The organism is Rhodococcus sp. NBC_00297, assembly GCF_036173065.1.
Lineage (GTDB): Bacteria > Actinomycetota > Actinomycetes > Mycobacteriales > Mycobacteriaceae > Rhodococcoides.
Genome location: NZ_CP108041.1, coordinates 3,449,210 through 3,470,424 on the forward strand (window position 1 = coordinate 3,449,210; position 21,215 = coordinate 3,470,424).

Sequence of the window (21,215 nt, forward strand, 5' to 3'; positions counted from 1 at the left end):
ATAGTGTCGTGGGATCGCCGCTGATCACGACACTTCGGACGTACTCGCGGAGAGCCGGTGGCGTGGCTACGCTCCTACGATGATCAGTCGACACGTGAGTGCAGTGATACCCGCGCCGCCCGAGGCGGTTTACGACTATCTGGCCGACGTCGACAACCTCACTGCCTGGGCCGCCGGTCTCGCATCGGGCTTCACTCGCGACGGCGACGACCTCCTGGCCGAGTCACCGATGGGCACGGTCCGGGTGCGGTTCGTCCCGCGCAACGCTCTCGGGGTGTTGGACCACGACGTGACGCTGCCCGACGGGACCGTCGTGAACAACCCGCTGCGCGTCCTGGCCCACCCTGACGGCGCCGAGGTGATCTTCACCGTCCGGCAGCTCGGGATGACGGACGAGGAGTTCGAGCGGGACTGCGCGGCTGTCGCTGCCGACCTCGCGTCGGTGACAGCGCTGCTGGGCTGAGTCTGTCAGCGCACTCTCAGGTCGGGGCCGGTCGATCGTCGTAGTGTCGACCGCGGTGCGCAGGTGCGCGCCGACACGAGGAGGACGTCATGGCAGGCATCGCCGACAAGTTCGACAAGGCATACGCGGACAAGTCGATCGAGGAACTGGCCGACGCGCCGGTCGCGGCCCTGAAGGGCGTCAGCGACGGTGATGCGGAGAAGCTGAAGGCAGCGTTCAACATCACCACGGTGCGCGATCTGGGCACCAACAAGTACTTCCTGTGGGCGCAGGCAACCGCGACTCTCGCGCAGTAGGACCGTTCCCCACCCCGCGAATACGTCGATAGTGTCGTCGGCACGGGCCGTACAGCGACACTATGGACGTACTCGCCGGGAGGGTGAGACCTAGCTGACGTCGGACGACCGTCGTCGACGCACTCGCTTGGTCACGAAGACCGCGAGCAGTGCGACGACGATGCCGATGACGATGTACTGGAACACGGACGCGTACTGCTCGACGTAGTGCCAGTTCTCGCCGAGGTAGTAGCCGGCGAGCACGAAGATCGAGTTCCAGAGCAGGCTGCCCAGGGTCGTATAGAGCAGGAACTGCGCCACGGGCATGCGCGAGATCCCGGCAGGAACGGAGATGCCCGATCTGACGACCGGGATCATGCGACCGAAGAACACCGCCGAGCGACCGTGACGCTCGAACCATTGCTCCGCCTTGCCCAGGTCGTCGGTGCCGACGAAGGGAATGCGGCTCACGGCCGCGTACATCCGATCGCGTCCCAGTTTCAGCCCGAGCCAGTACAGCACCATCGCGCCGATCACTGAGCCTGCCGTCGTCCAGAACAGTGCGCTGAACAGACTGAACCCGCCTTGCGACGCGGTAAAACCCGCGAGCGGCAGGATGATCTCGCTGGGCAGCGGTGGGAAGAAGTTCTCGGCGGCCACGGCGATGCCGGCGCCCGGCCCGCCGATGCTCTCCATCAGGCTGACGGCCCAGCCTGCGATTCCACCCAGTTCCGTACTGGCGGCAGCGGTGACGATGTCGCTCATGCCCGCACTTTACCGGGGGTTTACTCCGCGAGAGCCCGCGCGAGGTGCGTGCCGGTGTGCGTCCGGGCCAGAACGAGCTCGTCGACGGTGCCCGTGAACACCACCTCGCCGCCGTCGTGACCCCCGTCGGGACCGAGGTCCACGACCCAGTCGGCGGCCGCGACGACGTCCATGTTGTGCTCGATCACGATGACCGACCGACCCTCGTCGACCATGCCGGACAGCAGTCCGACCAGGTTGTCCACGTCGGACGAGTGCAGTCCGGTGGTGGGCTCGTCGAGCACCAGGACCGGGGAGTTGCCCACCAGTTCCGTCGCCAGCTTGAGGCGCTGACGCTCGCCGCCGGACAGGGACGTCAGGTTCTGGCCCAGGGACAGATAACCGAGACCGACATCACTGCACCGCCGGAGTACGTCGCGCACCTTCTTCACGGTGAAGAACTCGCGGGCCTCGTCGACGGACATGTCGAAGACGTCGGCGATCGAGACGCCGTCGACGGTGTGCTTGATCGCGCCGGATCGGAAGCGTCGACCCTGGCAGGTCTCGCACGTACTCGACACCGGGTCGGTGAAGCCGAGGTCGGTGAAGATCATGCCGGTGCCCTGACAGTCGGGGCAGGCTCCGTCAGAGTTCGGCGAGAACAGCGCTGCGGGTTGTCCCGTTCGCTTGGCGAAGTGTGCACGGATCGGATCGAGCAGTCCGGTGTAGGTGGCGGGTGAGGAGCGGCGCGAACCGCGGATGGGTGCCTGGTCGATGACCACCGCGTCGGGCCGGACGTCGCGGAGGTGGCCGTGGATCAGACTCGACTTGCCCGAGCCCGCGACACCGGTGACCGCCACGAGAACGCCGAGCGGTATGTCCACCGACACGTTCTTCAGATTGTGGCTGTCGGCGTTCTCGATGCGCATCCACCCGTTCGGAGTGCGCGGGGTGCGTCGCGATCGACCGTCTCGACGCAGCGCCGTCCCGGTACGCGTCTCGGACTGCCGCAGTTCGGGCCAGGTGCCCTCGAAGACCACCGTGCCGCCGTGCTTTCCGGCGCCCGGGCCGATCTCGACGATGCGGTCGGCGATGGCCATCACCTCCGCGTCGTGTTCGACGACGAGCACGGTGTTCCCCTTGTCGCGCAACGCGATCAGCATGTCGTTCAGCCGGTGCACGTCGCGCGGGTGCAGCCCGGTGGTGGGCTCGTCGAAGACGTACAGCATGTCGTTGAGCGTGGCGCCGAGGTGGCGCACCATCTTGATGCGCTGGGACTCGCCGCCCGACAGCGAGGACGTCGCACGATCGAGGCTCAGGTACCCGAGTCCGAGATCGACCAGTCGACGGAGCTGTGTCACCACCTCGCGGCGTGGGCCGTCCAGGTCGCCGAGCGCCCATGTGTCCATGACGTCGGCGAGGTCGGAGACCTGCATCGCGAACGCGTCGGGGATCGAGAGTCCCTCGAGCGTCGCGGCGTGCACCGTCTCGTTGAGGCGAGTTCCCCTGCAGGACGGGCACACTCCCCGCGTGACGATACGGTCGTACGCCTCCTTCGACTTGCCCTTCAACGCGTCGGCATCCTTGGAGAGATAGCTTCGACGGAACCGGGAGAGCAGCCCCTCGTACGTCTTGAACACGGCGTCCGGGTTGACCATCTCGACCTCGCCGGGCGACGCGTCGAAGAACAGGTGCCTCTCGCGCGGGGAGTACTGCTCGAGGGGAACGTCGAGATCGAACAGTCCCGAGTCCGCGTACAGCCGATAGGGCCACTTGCCGGGCAGGAAGTCCGGGTGCTTCACGGGGCCCTCACGCAACGACTTCGACTGATCCACCAGCTCGTCGATATCGATGACCTTGGCCTCGCCCAACCCCTCGCACTCGGGACACATGCCGGCGGGATCGTTGAACGAGAACGCGTTGGCATAGCCGATGGACGGGGTGACTCCGCGCGACCACAGCATGCGGAGCCAGTCGCCGATGTCGGTGATGGTGCCGACGGTGGAGCGAGGGCTGCCGAAGAGGCGCTTCTGGTCGACGATGACGACGGCCGACAGGTTCGCGATGAGGTCGGCGTCCGGCCGACCGTAGGACGGCAGGAAGGTCTGGGCGAATGCGCTGAACGTGGAGTTGATCTGCCGCTGCGCCTCCGCGGCTATCGTGTCGAACACCAGCGAGCTCTTGCCGGACCCCGACACCCCGGCGAACACGATCAGCGACCGTTTGGGGAGATCGATGTCGATGTCACGCAGATTGTTCTCCCGCGCGCCGCGCACGGTGATGGTGGACAGAGCGTCGTTCGGTGGCGTCGTCACGCCGTAGCGATACCAGACCGAGCGGACACCCGTCAGCCGGACTGGCCCTGCAACTTGCTCAGTCGGTAGCGCAACTTGCCCGGACGGTCACGCTCGGTGGTGAGCGAGGAGGTGCGCGCGATGTGGGCCTCGCCGAAGCGGTCCAGCAGGAGGTCGTCCACCATCCGCACCTGACCTGGGCGGTACTGGTAGTCCATGGCCGCCGTCACGTACTCGACTCGTGCGGGGTCCAGGGCCTCCTCGAGTTCCGCGCCCGTCGTGATCCCGTTCGCGTTGACGAGAGTCAGCAGCCACTCGTAGTGACCGCTCCGACTGGGGGTGTAGTCGGGAAGGAGGTCGGTGACGATGGTGCGCAGCTGATCGGCGGTGAGCTGGAGATCCATCCCGCGCGCGGCATCTGCCGCGCGCAGTTCCGTGATCTTCTCCTTGTGGTGCCGATCGGCGAGTTCGAACTGGGCGTCCGCAAGTTCGATCAGCCCCGCCGCGAGCGTGAAAGCTCGGTCGATGGTCGGCGAACCCTGCGTGCGGGAGTTCTTGAACCGGATGTCGTGCTCGATCTCCGCCCAGGCGTGCTGCAGCACGGTGCGGATCTGCACCTCGAAGCCGAGGCCGGTGAACTGCTCGCATCCCGCCGGGACGCGGTCGCCGTCCGCACTGAGGATGAGGTGCCGTCCGGCATAGCCGAACACGCCGGACTCCTGGGCGAGGGACGACTTGTCGATGGTCTTGAGCAGCACGAAGTGCTTCGAGATGGCGTCCGCGACGCGGTCGATGTCCGACGTCAGATACGTGATGACACGGATCCCGACGAGATCGGTGACCTCGGCGAGCGGATCGGTGAACTCGAGCGACCCGTCCTCGCGGAGGCGGGCGAACTTGCCGGCAGCGGACTCCACGGACTTGGTACGTGCCTCGACGGCGTCGATGTCGATGTCCGCCTCGGAGACGAACGTCTCGACGGCGGCCGACAGCGCTGCCGTGGCCGCGGCGAAGTGATCCCACCGCGAGCGGTACTCCTCGACGGAGCTGTGCAGCCCTGACGGTGAGGGTGGGGACGACGTGGGGCGCATGGTGGAGATTCTGCCCCACCATGGTCCAATGCTCGCGTGACGCTCCGTAGCGGCCCGACCCGACCGGCCTCCGGCCTTCCCGCACGCGTGGTCGACTGGGACACGACGCTGCTGATCCTGGTGTCGGCGCTGATCCTGCTGGCCGCGTTGATCCTCGGCGTCTGGAAGTTTCGCCAGATGGCGACGTCCGAGAACGGGCAGGCGCATCCGTACGTGGACATCGCTCACCGGGCGGCGTTGATGTACTCGTTCGCGACTCTGGTCCTGGTGCCGCTGGTGCACTTCGGTGCCTGGCCGACGTGGGTGAATCTGGTCGCGTCGGGGGCTGTCGTCTTCTTCTTCGTCGCTGCGATCCTCAGCTACGTGGTGCACGGATTCCTGCGCGACACCGACAACCAGTTCGTCCGCCCGGTGCCGGGAACGCATGCGTTCATGTATGCGCTCGCGGCCACCGAGATCGGCGGACTACTGGTGTTGATCGTGGGTTTCGTGCGCGGGCCGCTGTTCGTGAGTTAGCGCGCGAGCTCCACGTCGTCGACGAACGGGTCGCCGTTGCGCGGGGCGTCGAACCGCTCCTGGTCCAGGATGCCTTCGCGCTTGGCGACGATGGCCGGGATCAGCGCCTGGCCGGTGACGTTGACGGCGGTGCGACCCATGTCGACGATCGGCTCGACGGCGAGCAGCAGGCCGACACCGGCGAGCGGCAGGCCGAGCGTGGACAGCGTCAGGGTCAGCATGACCGTGGCACCGGTGGTGCCCGCCGTCGCCGCGGAGCCGATCACGGAGACGACCACGATGAGCAGGTAGTCGGTGATCGTGAGGTCGACGCCGTAGAACTGGGCGACGAAGATCGCGGCGATGGCCGGGTAGATGGCCGCGCAACCGTCCATCTTGGTGGTGGCGCCGAGCGGAACCGCGAACGACGCGTACTCGCGGGGCACACCGAGATTGCGCTCGGTGACGCGCTGGGTCAGCGGCAGGGTGCCGATGGACGAGCGGGAGACGAAGCCGAGCTGCGTCGCGGGCCACACGCCCGAGTAGAAGTTGCGGATCGAGAGACCGTGCGCCCGAACGATGATCGGGTAGACGACGAAGAACACGATGGCGAGTCCGACGTACACCGAGACCGTGAAGACACCCAGCGAGCCGATCGCGTCCCAGCCGTACGTGGCGACGGCGTTGGCGATGAGCGCCGCCGTACCGATGGGGGCCAACCGGATGATCCACCACAGCACCTTCTGCACGATCGCGAGCAGAGAGGCGTTGAACGTCAGGAACGGCTCGGCCGCCTTGCCCACCTTCAGCGCGGCGATACCGATCGCCGCGGCGACGACGAGCAGCTGCAGGATGTTGAAGTTCAGTGTGGTGCTCAGCGCACCCTCGGTCTCGCTGGTGCGGGCGCCGAGCGCCAGGAAGTTGTTGGGGACGAGGCCGGTGAGGAACGACCACCACGACCCTGTGCTCGACGGTTCCTTCCCGAGATCTGGCGAGACGCCGGTGCGCGAACCCGGTTGCGCGACAAGCCCGATGATGATGCCGACGATCACGGCGATGAACGCGGTGATCGCGAACCAGAGCAGGGTCTGGCCCGCCAGGCGTGCCGCGTTGGTGACGGCGCGCAGGTTGGCGATGGAGCTGACGATGGCCGTGAACACGAGGGGCACCACGGCGACGGTGAGCAGTTTGACGTAGCTCGATCCGATGGTCGACACCGTCTCGACGAGCCAGTTGGGGTTGCCGTCGGCGGCGTCGGGCATGGATCGGGCGATCAGTCCGACGACGACGCCGAGGATCAACCCGGCGACGATCTGGGGCCCGAACGACGTGAGCCAGTGCGGCAGTCGACGGGTGGGGGCAGCGCTGGGCGCGGACATGGTGGTGCCTTCCGAGAATGCTGGGGCGGCCGAGAACAACGGCCGAGAAAAAGGGTGCGCGGTGGACGAGTGGACCGGGGAGGAACACGGTCTATCGACAGATGGCGCTGGCCTGCAGGCGAAGGTCGACGTAGCGACGCGAGGTCAGGAGCAAGGGCACTCGGACGATGCTACGCCCGTGCCCGGGTCAGCTGACGCCGAGCCAGCGCAGGCCCGCGGTGACTGCCGTTGCGGCGACGACCACGAGCACGAAAGGCGCTCTGCGCCAGGCGAGAACAGCGGCGACGAGGACCCCGGCGGGGAGTGCGAGGCCCGCGTCACGGGGAAACGTCGAGGTCGCGACGAGGGCGACGAACACGACGGCGACCGCTGTGGTCATCGACTTCTCGGCCGACACGGACAGTTCCCGGCGCCCGCGCAGCGCGATCCCGATCAGGCGGAACGCGAACGTGCCGACGGCGAGTGCGGCGACACCCGCGAGAATGGCCCCGGTGCTCACGAGGCGTCGTTCCTACGCCCGTGTCGGAGCACGAACGGCATGACGGCGATCAGGGCGAGCACCACGGAGACGCCGGCGGGCACCACGACCCCAGCGGCGACGGCGACCACGGCGCCGACACCCGCGGCGATGCGTGTCACGCGATCGCGCAGGGAGGGCATCACGAGTGCGAGCAGGACGGCAGGAAAGGCGGCGTCGAGTCCGAGCGACTCCGCGCTCTCCACGCCGGCGCCGAGGCCTACACCGGCCAGCACGCCCAGATTCCACGCGAGGAAGAGGAACGCGCCGCAGAACCAGAACGAGAGGGTCCTGCCCCGCCTGGTGGTCGAGGCCATCGAGAAGGCGACCGACTCGTCGGTGACCAGATGGGCCCCGAGCAGTCGTACGGCGGGTCGCTCCCCGAGCAGCGGTGCCACCGAGAAGCTGAGCGGAAGCAGTCTGCCGTTGATGAGGAGCGCGCTGGAGACGGCCGCCAGAACGCTGCCGCCGCCGGTGAGCACTCCGACGAAGACGAACTGCGAGGCGCCCGCGAAGACCGCGATCGACAGGAGACAGGGGAGCCACCACGGCAGATCGGAGGCGACGGCGATCGCACCGAGCGAGGCACCGACCAGGGCATCGGCCAGGCACACCACGGCAATGTCCCGCACCGCCACGTCGGGGTCGTCCCGGAGCGTGAGCCACAGGGGTGTTCGCCATATCGAACGCATGGTGCTCATGGTGAACGGTCGCGGTGCCGTTCGTCAAGGCGAACAAGGGGAGTGTGAGACGAACACTGTGGCATCATGCAGTGATGTCCGACAGCGCACCTATCGCCGCGATTGCCGCGTCGCTCGTCCGGGAGCGTCGACGTACGGGCCTGTCTCTCGCCGAGGTGGCCCGGCGCGCGGGCATCGCGAAGTCGACCCTCTCCCAGCTCGAGTCGGGAACGGGCAATCCCAGCGTCGAGACGCTGTGGGCTCTGAGCGTGACGCTGAACGTGCCCTTCGCGCGCCTGGTGGAACCGCCGCGGCAGGAGGTCCGCCTGGTACGACGCGGTGAGGGTCCGTCGATCGCCGCGGAGTCGTCGGACTACACCGCGACACTGCTGTCGTCCTGCCCACCGACCGCGCGCCGCGACCTGTACCTGCTCGCCGCCGAGGTGGGGACGCCCCGGTTGTCCGATCCGCACATGCACGGGGTGATCGAACACGTGGTGGTGTCGTCCGGCCGGGCGGTGTGCGGGCCGGTGGACGCGACCGAGGAGCTGGGGCCGGGGGACTACCTGTCGTACCCCGGCGACGTGCCCCACGTGTTCGAGGCACTCGAGAACGGGACGACTGCGGTGATGGTCACCGAGCAGTACTGATCGAGGCCAGATCCGCTGTGACCGGCAGGCGGTTGCTCAGCAACGCGCACAGCAGGATTCGCGCCTGGGCGGGACTGAGGTCGCCCGCGGACACCGCACCCGCTCGCACGAGGTCGGCGCCCCCGCCGCCGCCGCCGTAGGTGGTGACGACACCGCCGGACGGCACCCGCGTCGACAACATCACCGGGACACCGGCATCGGTACACCGGCGCACAGCGTCCACGACGGCGGCGTTCGCATTGCCCGCGCCCATCGCCTGCAGCACGATCCCGTCGGTGCGGGCGGACCGCAGGGCGTCGATGACGAGTCCGTCGACACCCGGGTAGAGCGCGACCACGTCGACCCGGATCCCGTCGATCGAACTGTCCGGCAGCGTCTCCCGCGGAACCGGGTCCACCGCCGGCGTTCCGGAGTAGGCATCGAGCGCGGTCGTGTGAGATTTCCGTACCCCGCGGGCCTGGAGAACGCGCGGGCCGAAGGCGACGAGTACACCGTGGCCCCGTCGCTCGGGATCGGCGGCCACGCGGAGCGCCGACTCGACGTTGTGCGGGCCGTCGCTCTCGACGTGGTCCGCGGTGCGTTGGGCGCCGGTGATCACGACGGGGCGAACGTCGGTGTGGGAGAGATCGATCAGCATCGCCGTCTCCTCGAGGGAGTCGGTGCCGTGCAGGACGACGACACCGCTCACCGCGTCGTCACGCAGCGCCTCGGTGACGGCGCCGCGGACGGTGTCCATGTCGAGGAGCGACATCGCGGCACTGTCGACGCACAGGACGTCGGTGACTCGGACCCGGACTCCCACGCGGAGTCCGGCATCCACCAGGACGTCGTGGGCGTGACGGCCCGTGGTGCTGACACCGTCGGGGCCGACGCGGCTGGCGATGGTTCCGCCGGTGGTCAGGACGACGACCGTCGGCAGTGCGGGTGAACTCATCGGGCGACCGTTCCCCCTCCCGCACGGGCGCGCTCGCGGGCGAGCCGCTCGATGCCCGGGCGCGCTGCGCGCCAGCCGATGACCAGCGCGGGAACGATGACCAGGAGGGAGGCGAGCGTCCAGGTGCCGATCGGGTAGTCGAAGCCCATCAGGACCAGGACGACCACCAGGAAGACGAGGGTGGCGATGCCGGTGTACGGGGCGCCGAACAACCGGAAGGACGGCCGCGTCACCACGCCCTCCTTCGACAGGTGCCAGAGCTTGAGCTGGCACAACACGATCATGGCCCAGGCGCTGACGATGCCGAGCGCGGCGAGATTGAGCACGATCTCGAACGCCTGCTCGGGCACCACCGCGTTCAGCACCACTCCGAGCAGGGTAACCGCTGCCGTGAGCAGGATCCCGCCGTAGGGCACGCCGGCCTTGCTCATCTTCATCGCGAAGCGCGGCGCGCTGCCCGCCGCGGCCATCGATCGGAGGATGCGACCGGTCGAGTAGAGCCCGGCATTGAGCGAGGACAGCGCCGCCGTCAGGACGATGAGGTTCATGGCGGTGTCCGCGCCCTCGACTCCGATCGAGCCGAAGAACGTGACGAACGGGCTCTCACCCGCGCGGTAGGCGGAGTAGGGCAGCAGGAGCGACAGCAGCAGCACGGACCCGACGTAGAAGACCGCGATGCGGATGATGACGGTGTTGATCGCCTTCGGAATGACCTTCTCGGGGTTCGGCGTCTCGCCCGCGGCGGTACCGACCAGCTCGATGGAGGCGTAGGCGAACACGACGCCCTGGATGATGACGACGGCGGGCAGCAGACCGTTGGGGATCAGCCCGCCGTTGTCGGCGATCATCGACAGGCCCTGCTCCTGGTTCGGTGTCCCCTTGACGAGGAGGTAGAGGCCGATGCACAGAAACGCCACCAGGGCGAGCACCTTGATCAGGGCGAACCAGAACTCCAGCTCGCCGAAGACTTTGACCGACACCAGGTTCAGGGACAGAACCAGCAGCAGTGCGGCGAGGGCGAAGACCCACTGCGGTACCGACGCGATCGGGTCCCAGTAGCGGCCGAAGAAGTTCATGTAGAGCGCCACGGCGGTCACGTCGACGACGGCGGTCATCGACCAGTTGAGCCAGTACAGCCACCCGGAGACGAAGGCGGCCTTCTCCCCGAAGAACTCGCGAGCGTAGGACACGAAGGACCCGGACGTGGGCCGGTGCAGCACCAGTTCGCCGAGCGCCCGAAGGATGAGGAAAGCGAAGAACCCGCACACCGCGTACGCGATGACGAGTGCCGGGCCGGCCTGCGCCAGACGTCCGCCTGCACCCATGAAGAGGCCGGTTCCGATGGCGCCGCCGATGGCGATCATCTGGACCTGCCGCGTTTTCAGGCCTTTGTGATAGCCGTCGTTCTCGGCGGCGTGGAGGGCGTCGTCGGCGCCGTGCTGATCGGTGGTCGTGGTCATCGGGTCCTCAGTTCTGGAGGTTCGCGAGATGTTCGGGGCGGAGCAGTTCTTCGAGACGTGTCGCTGTCAGGAGGCCGCGTTCGAGCACCAGCTCCGCGACTCCTCGTCCGCTCTCGAGTGCCTCCTTGGCGATCTCGGTGGCGGCCTGGTATCCGATGTGCGGGTTGAGTGCCGTGACCAGTCCGATGGAGTGTTCGACGCTGTCTCGCAGGTGGGCCTCGTGCGCGGTGATCCCCACGACGCACTTGTCCGCGAGCGTCCGGCAGGCCGCACCCAGGTGCGTCATGCCGGAGGTGAGCGACTCCATGATGATGGGCTCGAAGGCGTTGAGCTGCAGCTGACCTGCCTCGGCCGCCATCGTGATGGTGACGTCCTGGCCGATGACCTGGAAGGCCACCTGGTTGAGCACCTCGGGGATGACGGGGTTGACCTTGCCGGGCATGATCGACGAGCCCGCCTGTACTGCGGGCAGGTCGATCTCGCCGAACCCTGCACGCGGTCCCGAGGAGAGGAGGCGGAGGTCGTTGCACACCTTCGACAGCTTCACGGCGCACCGCTTGAGTACTCCCGAGAGATGCACGAACTGACCGACGTCCTGCGTGGCCTCGACGAGATCCGTCGCGCTGACGAGGGGGAGTGCGGTGATCTCGCGGAGGTGCCGGACCGCTGCCTCGCGGTAGCCGGGGGCGGCGTTGAGTCCGGTGCCGATCGCGGTGGCGCCGATGTTGATCTCGTGCACCAACAGTGACGCCTCCTCGAGGCGGGCGCGGTCCTCGTCGATCATGACGGCGAACGTGCCGAACTCCTGGCCCAGTGTCATCGGCACGGCGTCCTGCAACTGGGTCCTGCCCATCTTGACGATGGAGCGGAACTCCTCTGCCTTCGCGCGGAAGGCGTCCTGCAGGATGCGCATCGACTCGGACAGTTCGGCCACCGCGAGGATCGTCGCGATGTTGCAGGCGGTGGGGTAGACGTCGTTGGTCGACTGGCCGAGGTTGACGTGCTCGTTGGGGTGCAGGTGCGCGTACTCGCCGGGACGGTGGCCGAGCAGCACCAGCGCGCGGTTGGCGATGACCTCGTTGGCGTTCATGTTGGTCGACGTGCCGGCGCCGCCCTGGATCACGTCGACGACGAACTGGTCGTGCCACCGGCCGTCCAGGATCTCGCGGGCGGCCTGCAGGATCGCGTCGCCGCGCACCTCGTCGAGAAGACCCAGTTCGATGTTGGCCGCCGCGGCCGCGTACTTCACGGCGGCGAGCGCGCGGATCAGCTTGGTGTTCGATGAGATCGGTCGTCCGGTGATGGGGAAGTTCTCGGTGGCGCGCAGAGTGTGGATGCCCCACAGCACGTCGGCGGGCACCTCGCGCTCTCCCAGCAGGTCGTGCTCGGTACGGGTGGCGGCCACGGCGTTCTCCTTCGCTTGCTGTCAGGCTGTCTGACAGGTTGAGTGTGAACCACGGCACAGTGGATGTCAACGGTGATCTGTCGGAGCCGGGCGCTACGGTCGGGTCGACACCGGACCTCACGGTCGGTGGGACACCACGACGTTCCAGGAGGGCCACGTGCTCGAGCTCCACCGCGCCGAACGCGCGAGCACGTTGGCCACCGGTCTCGCGACGCTGCTCGCCGAGCCCCTCGCGGACGCCTTCGCCGCAGACGTCGTCGCGGTCCCGGCGAAGGGCGTGGAGCGGTGGCTCCGACAACGGCTCTCCCTCTCGTTGGGGGCGGCAGGAGTGTCGGACGGCATCGCGGCGAACATCGACTTCCCGTCGCCCGGCCGCCTGGTCGACGACGTCCTGGCCGTGGTGACGGGCGTGGACGCCGACTCGGATCCGTGGGCCGCGGGCCCGTTGCTGTGGACCGTCCTACGCGTGATCGACGAGTGTTCGACCGAACCCTGGTGCTCGGTTCTCTCCCGGAGCATCGGCGGTGCGGCGGCGGCGCCCGACGATCACCGCCGTGGTCGACGCTGGTCCACCGCGTCCCACGTGTCCGGACTCTTCCGTTCGTATGCCGCACAACGGCCCTCGATGATCGTCGACTGGGCGGCCGGTGCCGACACGGACGGCGCCGGCGCCCCGCTCGCGCCGGATCTCCTGTGGCAGGCGGAGCTGTGGCGCCGGGTGCGGGAGCGCATCGGGGTGCCCGGCCCCGCGGAGAGACTGGACCCGGTCTGCGACGCCCTCGCCGAGGACGGGTCGACGCTCGATCTTCCGTCGCGCCTGTCCCTGTTCGGGGCGACCCGTCTCACCACCCTGCAGCGACGCGTGCTGCGGGCGGTGGCCGATCACCGCGACGTCCATCTGTGGCTGCCACACCCCAGCCCGGTCTCGTGGGCTGCGACGTCCCGGCGTGCGGGCGCCGGGTCGTTGCGGCGTGTCGACGCGCCGCCGGTGTCGACGGCGGGTCATCCCCTGCTGGTGAGCCTCGGCCGCGACGTGCGCGAGTTGCAACCGCTTCTCGAACCGACGGCCGATGCGGACCGCCATCTCCCCGATCCGGAGCGGTCCGACGCGCGGCGTGTCGAGGCGTCGACGACGGTCCTGAGGCGGATGCAGAACGACATCGTGGCCGACCGCGCCCCGGCCGCGCCCGACGTCCCGGGGATGGACGACAGCGTGCAGATCCACGCCTGCCACGGCCCCGCCCGGCAGGTCGACGTGCTGCGCGACACCTTGCTGCACCTCTTCCGGGACGATCCGACGCTCGAACCGCGCGACGTCCTGATCATGTGCCCGGACGTGGACACCTTCGCTCCGCTCGTGCGAGCGGCCTTCGGGAACGAGGGCGCGGTGGGCGATCCCTCGGCGCACCCGGCGCACGGACTCCGCGTGCGGCTGGCGGATCGGGGGCTCCGGCGCACCAATCCCGTGCTCGACGTGATCGCGGCGATGATCGAGATGGCAGGGGACCGCGTCACCGCGTCGCAGATGCTCGATCTCGCTGCGTCCGAGGCTGTGCGGACCCGGTTCCGCTTCTCCGACGACGATCTCGAACGGCTCGCCGAGTGGACACGGGTGTCCGGTGCGCGCTGGGGCATCGACTCTGTGCAGCGAGAGTTGTTCGGTCTGGGCGACTTTCGTCAGAACACGTTCACCGCGGCCATGGACCGACTGCTGCTCGGCGCCGCTGCCGACGAGACCACGGGGGACTGGCTGGGCCTGGCTCTGCCCGTGGACGACGTCGACGGGAACGACATCGATCTCGCCGGTCGGTACGCAGAACTGGTCGACCGGGTCTCTGTCGTGTTGCGCGGTATGCGGGGCGAGCATCCGGTCCGGACGTGGCGCGCGAGCCTGATCCGAGCGATCGACCTGCTCACCGAGGTCGGGCCGGCAGACGTCCGACATCGGGTCGACGCGCTGCGGGAACTGTCCGCCGCGCTGGAACACGGTGACGACATCTCCCTGCAGCTCGCCGACATCCGGTCGATGTTGCGCGATCGCCTGGCCGGGCGCCCGACGCGATCGAACTTCCGCACCGGAGAACTGACGGTGTGCACCATGGTCCCGATGCGGTCGGTGCCGCACCGGGTGGTGGTGTTGCTCGGGCTCGACGACGACGTCTTCCCGCGCGCCGGCCACCTCGACGGCGACGACGTCCTCGCACGCGGTGCGCTGATCGGCGAGCGTGACATCCGCAGCGAGGACCGTCAGCTGCTGCTCGACGCCCTCATGTCGGCCGGCGAGAAACTGGTTCTCTTCCATACCGGGGCGAATCCGGTGTCGGGTGCCCACGAACCTCCCGCCATCCCGTTGTCCGAGGTCATCGAGGTCGTGGCGGCCACGGCGGGGGTCGAGAACAACCGCGCGGTCACGCGGCACCCGCTGCAGCCGTTCGATCCGTCGATCTTCGACGGCAGCGCTCCCGCCGGGTTCGACAGTGCCGCGCTCGCGGGCGCGGTGGCGGCGAGCGCTCCCTTCGTGCCGCGGCAGCCGTTCCTCGACGGTCCGCTTCCAGCGCGAGACTCCGCGGACGTGGCGTTGGCGGAGCTGGTGGCGTTCGTGCAGAGCCCCGTCACCGCGTTCGTGCGGCAGCGATTGAAGGTGGGTCTGTCGGGGCGGGACGACGACGTCGTCGACGCCCTCGCCGTGGAGCTGGACGCGCTGTCGGCCTGGGACATCGGAGAGCGCATGCTGTCGGCGCTCCTGACCGGTGTGGAACTGGCCGACTTCCGGGCCGCGGAATGGCGCCGCGGAACGCTGCCGCCCTTCGCCCAGGGGGCGCGCCTGCTCGAGCAGATCGAGAACGACGTGGTGCCCATCGCCGACGCGGCGGCCGAGATCCACGTCGGGCCGCCGGAGAGTGTGGACGTCGTCGTGGATCTGGACGGGGGGCGGCGGCTCACGGGCACCGTTCCCGGGGTGCACGGCACCACCGTGGCGCGCACGTCCTATTCGAGGATGGCCCCGAAGCGGCGACTGGAGGCCTGGATCCACCTGCTGGCGGTCGCGGCGCAGAGCGGCTCGGACGGATGGACGGCGGTCACCACCGCGCGGGGTCGGTCCTCACGGCCCGTGTCGCGGTCGACCCTCACGACACCCGAGGACGCCCGCGCGGTTCTGGCAGAGCTGGCGGACCTGCGCGACCGCGGTCTGCGCGAGCCACTGCCCCTGGCGCTGAAGTCCGGGGAGGCATACGCCACCAGAGTCGTTCGGGGAAGCAGCGAGGAGATGGCCCTCGCGGCGGCAGCTCAGCAGTTCTCGGATCGGTTCGGCGACGTCACGGAGCCGGCGGTACTTCTGGTGCACGGAAGCGGAGTCGACTTCGGGCAGTGGACAGCGATTCCTCCGGCCGCCGACGAGGCGAAGTGGTCGGCCGACGGCACGCGCTTCGGTGTGCTCGCGCGACGAGTGTGGCAGCCGTTGCTCACCCACGAGAGCATGGAGCAGCGATGAGCGCTCTCGAAGGTATGGAGCAGCGATGAGCGCTCCCGAAGGTATGGAGCAGCGATGAGCACGTTCGATCTGACGGGGCCGCTCCCGCTGGGCACCACCGTGCTCGAGGCGAGCGCCGGCACGGGCAAGACCTACGCCATCGTGGGCCTCGCCGCCCGCTACGTCGCCGAGGGCGTCACCGACATCGCGGGCGTACTGCTGGTGACGTTCAGCAAGGGCGCGACGCGCGAGCTACGCGAACGCACGCGCGCACGCTTCGCCGAGGTCGCGGCCGCCCTGGCGGATTCGTCGGCGGCCCGTTCGGGCGGTGACGAGCTGATCGCACTGCTCGCCGACGTCGACGACGACGAGGTGGTGCTGCGGCGCACTCGGCTGCTGACGGCGCTGTCGGAGTTCGACGCCGGGACGATCGCCACGACGCACAGCTTCTGCCAACGCATGCTCGACGGACTCGGGATCGCGGGCGAGCGGGAACCGGACGCGACCTTCGTCGAGTCCGTGGACGATCTCGTCGACGACGTGGTCGACGACCTGTATCTGCGTCGCTACAGCGCAGAGGTCGGTTCGCCGCCACTGACCGTCGCGCAGGCGCGCACGGTGGCCCGGGCCGCGGTCTCGGACCGGCGGGCCGTGCTCAGTCCGGACGCTCCCGACGACACGGCGGCCGGTCAGCGTGTCGCGGTGGCCCGCGAGGCGCGGGAGGAGACCGAGCGCCGGAAGCGGCGGCTCGGGGTCCGTGACTTCGACGACCTCCTCGAACTCCTGCACGGCGTGCTGTCGGACGAGACGCACGGCTCGGCCGCGTGCGCGCGTGTCCGCGAGAAGTTCACGGTGGTGCTCGTCGACGAGTTCCAGGACACCGACCCGCTGCAGTGGTCCATCCTGCGGAGGGCGTTCCACGGGCACTGCACCCTGGTTCTCGTCGGTGATCCCAAGCAGGCCATCTATGCGTTCCGCGGCGCCGAGGTGCTCAGCTACCTCGACGCGGTCGCGGTGGCGGACCGGCATCTGGCACTCACCACCAACTGGCGGAGCGACGCGGCCGTGATCGGCTCGCTCGCGCACCTGTACGAGGGTGCCGCACTGGGACATCCCGACATCGTCGTCACTCCGGTGACGGCATCGCACCGGGAACCTCGCCTGCTGGCCGCCGCGACGCGGGACCCGCTGCCTCCAGTGCGCCTGCGCGTGTTCGGTCGAACGGGCTCCGGTCCGCTGAACAACAAGGGCCTCCCGGCCACCGAGAAGGTGCGACTGCGTATCGCCGACGACGTCGCGCAGGACATCGTCGCGCTTCTCGACGGCGACGCGATGCTGACAGTCGACGGCGCGTCGCCGCGGCCTGTCGCTCCCGGAGACATCGCCGTGCTCGTCCGGTCGGGCAGACAGGCCGAGCAGGTGCGGTCCGCTCTCGAGCGCGCCGGCGTGCCGTCCGTGCTGTACGGCGGCTCGTCGGTGTTCGCCACCGAGTCCGCGGTGCACTGGCTGCTGCTCCTGCAGGCACTGGAGCAACCGCACCGTGCCGACGTCGTGCGGCGCGCCGCGCTCACACCGTTGCTCGGATGGTCTGCTCGCAGACTCGACGAGGGTGGCGACGCCGCGACCTCCGCACTGAGTGCGCGCTGCCGCGAGTGGTCCGCGCTCGTCACAGGGGTGGGCTTCGCGGCGATGGTCGAGAACCTCACCGGATCCACCGAGCTCCAGAAACGTCTGCTGGCAACCGAATCCGGTGAACGCGATCTGACGGACCTGCGGCACGTCGCGCAACTCGTCCAGCGCGAGTCGCTCGAGGGCGGACACGGGGTGACCTCGTTGACCCGCTGGCTGGCCGACCGGATCCAGGACCCCACGAGCGGCGCTGTGGCCGACCGCAGTCGACGGCTCGACAGCGATGCCGAGGCCGTGCAGGTGGCCACGGTGCACGCGATGAAGGGGTTGGAGTTCCCGATCGTGTACGTCCCGTTCGCGTGGGGTGCCGCCGGATCGTTCGATCCGGACACCCTGCTCTTCCACGACGACGAGGGTGCGCGTGTGCGCGACGTCGGTGGGTCCTCCACTCCGGGGTACCGCGAACGCAAGCAGCGCCACGACGAGGAGGCGGCGGGCGAGGAGATGCGCCTCCTCTACGTGGCCCTGACCCGCGCGCAGTGCCGTCTGGTGCTGTGGTGGGCACCGACGGCGATCACGGCGGCGTCCCCGTTGCATCGACTGCTCTTCGGCAGAGTGCCCGGCATCGCGGAACCGGAGTCGACGGTGCGCCTGCAGGACGATGCCTCCGCGGCGACGACCCTGCAGTCGCGCTGCGGCAGCGCGATCGGCGTCGAGGCGGTGCAGGACGTGACGGTGGTGGCCCGGCCCGCGCGGACGTCCGAGAGAAGCGGTGGCGCACTGGCCGTCGCGCACTTCGGCCGGAGGCTGGACACCGCGTGGCGGCGAACGTCCTACTCTGCGCTGACCGCGGGCGCGCACGATCAGCCGGTCGAGGTCGTCGAATCCGAGGACCCGATACTCGGCGACGAACCGGTGGAGGACCCGTTCGCGGCAGGTGTGGGCGCGGGGGCCCCCTCGCTCATGAACGGTCTGCCCGCGGGAGCCGCGTTCGGCACCCTGGTGCACGAAATTCTCGAGTACGTCGACACCTCCGTCGACGATCTGCCTGCAGAGGTGCAGCGCCGGTGTGTCGATGCCGTCTCGGCACACGGTGCCGACATCGACGCGGATCATCTCTCTCGGGCGCTGACGGCCGTCCTGCGCACGCCCCTGGACTTCGGCGCGGCGGGCACCGGCACGCTCGCCGAGGTCCACCCGTCGAACAGGCTCGCCGAGATGGACTTCGAGATCCCGTTGTCGGGCGGTGACCACGCCGCGACGGCGCACGTGACCGTGCACGCCGTCGCCGATCTCGTGGCGGACCACCTCGCTTCGGACGACGTGCTCGCGGCCTATCCGCAGCGGATGCGCCGACTCGACGACCGGACGCTCCGGGGCTACCTCACCGGCAGTGTCGACACGGTCCTGCGTGTCGGGTCGTCCGACGATTCCCGCTACGTGGTGGTGGACTACAAGACCAATCGCATCAGAAGTGGCGACCTCACCGTCGACGACTTCACGGTCGAGGACATGGCCGGCGAGATGATGGAGTCGCACTATCCGCTGCAGGCACTGCTCTATTCCGTTGCGCTGCATCGCTATCTGCGGTGGCGTCGACCGGGATACGACCCCCGGATACACCTCGGAGGAGTGCAGTACCACTTCGTCCGAGGCATGATCGGCCCGGACACTCCGCCCGGGCGCGGGGTCTTCTCCTGGGCGCCGTCCCCCGATCTCGTGACGGCGCTGTCCGATCTGCTCGCAGGAGTCCGGTCGTGACCGCGGCGTACCCGGGCGCTGTCGCGCAGCGCGGCAAGGGAGTGCTGCGCGCGTTCAACGACGTCGGCGTCCTCACCGCGGCCGACGTGCACGTCGCCCTCCGACTCGGCGCGCTCGGCGGGGAACGGGACGAACTGGCGCTGTTCGCCGTGGCACTCGCCGTGCGCGCGGTGCGCGTCGGCTCGGTGTGCCTGGACCTGACCCGCCTGCGCGACGTCACGGCCGACGACGGGGTCGACACGGACGCTCTGCCGTGGCCGGACGACGCGGCGGTCGTGGCCGCCCTCCGGGCGAGCCCACTCGTCCTGGGCGGGGAGAGCGGTCCGCTGCGACCGGTGCTCGTGGTGGACACCGCGGACGGCCCGTTGCTCTACCTACAGCGGTACTACTTGCAGGAGAAAGTGATCCGGGACGTGCTGGCTGCGCGCGAACTCGACGCGCCGGCTGTCGACGTGGAGGCGGTGCGGCAGGGACTGGCCACCTACTTCCCGAGCACCGAGGTGCCCGATAGGCAGCGCATCGCGGCGGCACTCGCGGTGACTGGGTGGACCACCGTCATCGCGGGCGGCCCCGGAACGGGCAAGACGCACACGGTCGCGCGCATTCTCGCTCTGCTCACCGCAGTGCACGGCCCCGGTCTACGGATCGGGCTCGCCGCGCCGACCGGGAAAGCGGCTGCGCGACTGCAGGAGTCGGTGGCCGAGCAGGCACCGGAACTCGGACTGCGAGGCGACATCCCGGCGATGACGGTGCATCGGCTGCTGGGCTGGCAGCCCGGCAGCCGCAGTCGGTTCCGTCACGACGCACACAACAGGCTCCCGTACGACGTGGTCGTCGTCGACGAGACGTCCATGGTGTCGTCCACGCTGATGAGCCGACTCATGGAGGCGGTCCGCGCCGACACCAGGCTCGTACTGGTCGGCGATCCCGACCAGCTGACCTCGGTGGACGCGGGCGCGGTGTTGGCCGATCTGGTCGCGCGGCCGGTGACGGCGGCGTTGCCGGAGGTGGTCACCGCCCTGGTGGGCGCCGACCTCGGGTCCGTCCCGGCGGCGGGGGACTCGTCGGAGAAGAGTCTCTCGACGGGCGAGGTGCGCCGACTCGCCGCGGGCACCGTGCGACTGAGCCGCGGGCGTCGGTTCGGCGGTGTCATCGCCGATCTCGCCGTCGCTGTGCGTGACGGCGACGAGGACGAGGTGGTGCGCCTGCTGAACTCGGGCGATCCCGCCCTCGAGTTCGGTCCGCGGTCCGACGTGTCGTCGCTCGAACGCGATGTGGTCTCCACCGCCCGGGCCGTGACCGCGGCCGCCGCGTCCGGTGATGCGGCCGCGGCCCTCGCCGCTCTCGAGCGGCACCGCCTGTTGTGCGCGCACCGTGAGGGCCCCTCCGGTGTGGATCACTGGGCACGGTGGGCGATGGACCGCGTGGGCGCCGACACCTCGACCTTCCTGGACGCCGCACAGTGGTATCTCGGGCAACCGCTCCTGGTGACGACGAACGACCACGACAACCGTATCTACAACGGCGACACCGGCGTGGTCGTCGACGACGGACACGGCGGCGTGGTCGCCGCGTTCGCGCGCGGGTCGACTCCGTTCCTCGTTCATCCCAGCAGGCTGTCGGCCGTGCAGACGGTGTACGCCATGACGATTCACCGCAGTCAGGGAAGCCAGTACGACACCGTCTCGGTGGTCATCCCGGACGAGACGTCGTCGCTGTTGACGAGGGAACTGCTGTACACGGCCATCACACGCGCCCGCCGCACCGTGCGCATCATCGGCAGCGAGGAGTCGGTGCGCGCCGGTGTCCGTCGCCGGGTGCTGCGGGCCAGCGGACTGCGTCGCGACTCGCCGGTGCCCTTCGGTCACTCCTGATCCACCGCGCGCGCGGCGTCTCGTGGCAGTCGGTTGTCCGAGCACTGCCCGCACGTCGTGCGTGTGCGCTATATTCTCCTCGACTGCGGTCG

16 protein-coding genes are annotated in these 21,215 nt (G+C 69.1%); 7 read left to right on the plus strand and 9 right to left on the minus strand.

Annotation, left to right across the window (positions count from 1 at the left end; genetic code table 11):
- The first annotated feature begins 79 nt into the window (after nucleotides 1-79).
- Nucleotides 80-463 (plus strand): SRPBCC family protein, encoded by a 384-nt coding sequence (locus OG947_RS16250; RefSeq protein WP_328812360.1) that lies wholly within the window; start codon nucleotides 80-82, stop codon nucleotides 461-463.
- 89 nt (nucleotides 464-552) lie between these two features.
- A complete protein-coding gene (locus OG947_RS16255) occupies nucleotides 553-759 on the plus strand; it encodes a hypothetical protein (protein ID WP_042575569.1) in 207 nt (68 codons plus the stop codon).
- A gap of 90 nt (nucleotides 760-849) precedes the next feature.
- Here OG947_RS16255 and OG947_RS16260 read toward each other — a convergent pair whose 3' ends face one another.
- The 3 genes from OG947_RS16260 to OG947_RS16270 are packed head-to-tail and all read right to left on the minus strand — an operon-like array spanning nucleotide 850 to nucleotide 4,867.
- Nucleotides 850-1,503, minus strand: a complete 654-nt coding sequence (locus OG947_RS16260) for a DedA family protein (RefSeq protein ID WP_328812362.1) — start codon at nucleotides 1,501-1,503, stop codon at nucleotides 850-852.
- A gap of 20 nt (nucleotides 1,504-1,523) precedes the next feature.
- Nucleotides 1,524-3,797 carry an excinuclease ABC subunit UvrA gene (locus OG947_RS16265; protein ID WP_328812363.1) on the minus strand — a complete coding sequence of 758 codons (2,274 nt, stop codon included), beginning with the start codon at nucleotides 3,795-3,797 and terminating at the stop codon, nucleotides 1,524-1,526.
- Between the two features lie 32 nt (nucleotides 3,798-3,829).
- Complete coding sequence (locus OG947_RS16270; RefSeq protein WP_051613150.1) at nucleotides 3,830-4,867, minus strand: GTP pyrophosphokinase; 1,038 nt, start codon at nucleotides 4,865-4,867, stop codon at nucleotides 3,830-3,832.
- Between the two features lie 87 nt (nucleotides 4,868-4,954).
- Between OG947_RS16270 and OG947_RS16275 the strand changes: the two genes are divergently transcribed.
- Complete coding sequence (locus OG947_RS16275; RefSeq protein ID WP_328814046.1) at nucleotides 4,955-5,383, plus strand: hypothetical protein; 429 nt, start codon at nucleotides 4,955-4,957, stop codon at nucleotides 5,381-5,383.
- Here OG947_RS16275 and OG947_RS16280 read toward each other — a convergent pair.
- From OG947_RS16280 to OG947_RS16290, 3 genes are all read right to left on the minus strand, one after another.
- Nucleotides 5,380-6,741: a dicarboxylate/amino acid:cation symporter gene (locus OG947_RS16280; protein ID WP_328812364.1), complete on the minus strand. Its 1,362-nt coding sequence runs from the start codon at nucleotides 6,739-6,741 to the stop codon at nucleotides 5,380-5,382. The genes OG947_RS16275 and OG947_RS16280 overlap by 4 nt on opposite strands.
- A gap of 187 nt (nucleotides 6,742-6,928) precedes the next feature.
- Nucleotides 6,929-7,240, minus strand: coding sequence for an AzlD domain-containing protein (locus OG947_RS16285; protein ID WP_328812365.1), 312 nt, complete (start codon nucleotides 7,238-7,240; stop codon nucleotides 6,929-6,931).
- The gene (locus OG947_RS16290) at nucleotides 7,237-7,959 is read right to left on the minus strand and encodes an AzlC family ABC transporter permease (protein WP_328812366.1); all 723 of its coding nucleotides are present in this window, start codon (nucleotides 7,957-7,959) and stop codon (nucleotides 7,237-7,239) included. The genes OG947_RS16285 and OG947_RS16290 overlap by 4 nt, the downstream gene beginning before the upstream one ends.
- Nucleotides 7,960-8,033: 74 nt before the next feature.
- Between OG947_RS16290 and OG947_RS16295 the strand changes: the two genes are divergently transcribed.
- Nucleotides 8,034-8,588, plus strand: coding sequence for a helix-turn-helix domain-containing protein (locus OG947_RS16295; protein ID WP_056448549.1), 555 nt, complete (start codon nucleotides 8,034-8,036; stop codon nucleotides 8,586-8,588).
- On the opposite strand, the gene OG947_RS16300 is transcribed toward OG947_RS16295, so the two are convergent.
- The 3 genes from OG947_RS16300 to OG947_RS16310 are packed head-to-tail and all read right to left on the minus strand — an operon-like array spanning nucleotide 8,572 to nucleotide 12,387.
- Nucleotides 8,572-9,522, minus strand: coding sequence for an asparaginase (locus OG947_RS16300; RefSeq protein ID WP_328812367.1), 951 nt, complete (start codon nucleotides 9,520-9,522; stop codon nucleotides 8,572-8,574). The genes OG947_RS16295 and OG947_RS16300 overlap by 17 nt on opposite strands.
- A complete protein-coding gene (locus OG947_RS16305) occupies nucleotides 9,519-10,982 on the minus strand; it encodes an amino acid permease (RefSeq protein ID WP_222639145.1) in 1,464 nt (487 codons plus the stop codon). Before OG947_RS16305 ends, OG947_RS16300 begins: the two co-directional genes overlap by 4 nt.
- Nucleotides 10,983-10,989: 7 nt before the next feature.
- A complete protein-coding gene (locus OG947_RS16310; protein ID WP_056448361.1) occupies nucleotides 10,990-12,387 on the minus strand; it encodes an aspartate ammonia-lyase in 1,398 nt (465 codons plus the stop codon).
- A gap of 157 nt (nucleotides 12,388-12,544) precedes the next feature.
- On the opposite strand from OG947_RS16310, the gene recC reads away from it, so the two are divergent.
- From recC to recD, 3 genes are read left to right on the plus strand one after another with little or no spacing between them, the layout of a single operon-like run.
- Nucleotides 12,545-15,880, plus strand: a complete 3,336-nt coding sequence (gene recC, locus OG947_RS16315; RefSeq protein WP_328812368.1) for an exodeoxyribonuclease V subunit gamma — start codon at nucleotides 12,545-12,547, stop codon at nucleotides 15,878-15,880.
- Between the two features lie 54 nt (nucleotides 15,881-15,934).
- Nucleotides 15,935-19,249 (plus strand): UvrD-helicase domain-containing protein, encoded by a 3,315-nt coding sequence (locus OG947_RS16320; protein ID WP_328812369.1) that lies wholly within the window; start codon nucleotides 15,935-15,937, stop codon nucleotides 19,247-19,249.
- The gene (gene recD / locus OG947_RS16325) at nucleotides 19,246-21,123 is read left to right on the plus strand and encodes an exodeoxyribonuclease V subunit alpha (RefSeq protein ID WP_328812370.1); all 1,878 of its coding nucleotides are present in this window, start codon (nucleotides 19,246-19,248) and stop codon (nucleotides 21,121-21,123) included. The genes OG947_RS16320 and recD overlap by 4 nt, the downstream gene beginning before the upstream one ends.
- Nucleotides 21,124-21,215: the final 92 nt, after the last annotated feature.

Bases quoted from the DNA above. Each gene is read 5' to 3' on its own strand.
- OG947_RS16250 (WP_328812360.1), top strand. From the start codon at position 80: ATGATCAGTCGACACGTGAGTGCAGTGATACCCGCGCCGCCCGAGGCG.
- OG947_RS16255 (WP_042575569.1), top strand. From the start codon at position 553: ATGGCAGGCATCGCCGACAAGTTCGACAAGGCATACGCGGACAAGTCG.
- OG947_RS16260 (WP_328812362.1), bottom strand. From the start codon at position 1,503: ATGAGCGACATCGTCACCGCTGCCGCCAGTACGGAACTGGGTGGAATC.
- OG947_RS16270 (WP_051613150.1), bottom strand. From the start codon at position 4,867: ATGCGCCCCACGTCGTCCCCACCCTCACCGTCAGGGCTGCACAGCTCC.
- OG947_RS16280 (WP_328812364.1), bottom strand. From the start codon at position 6,741: ATGTCCGCGCCCAGCGCTGCCCCCACCCGTCGACTGCCGCACTGGCTC.
- OG947_RS16290 (WP_328812366.1), bottom strand. From the start codon at position 7,959: ATGAGCACCATGCGTTCGATATGGCGAACACCCCTGTGGCTCACGCTC.
- OG947_RS16295 (WP_056448549.1), top strand. From the start codon at position 8,034: ATGTCCGACAGCGCACCTATCGCCGCGATTGCCGCGTCGCTCGTCCGG.
- OG947_RS16300 (WP_328812367.1), bottom strand. From the start codon at position 9,522: ATGAGTTCACCCGCACTGCCGACGGTCGTCGTCCTGACCACCGGCGGA.
- OG947_RS16305 (WP_222639145.1), bottom strand. From the start codon at position 10,982: ATGACCACGACCACCGATCAGCACGGCGCCGACGACGCCCTCCACGCC.
- OG947_RS16320 (WP_328812369.1), top strand. From the start codon at position 15,935: ATGAGCACGTTCGATCTGACGGGGCCGCTCCCGCTGGGCACCACCGTG.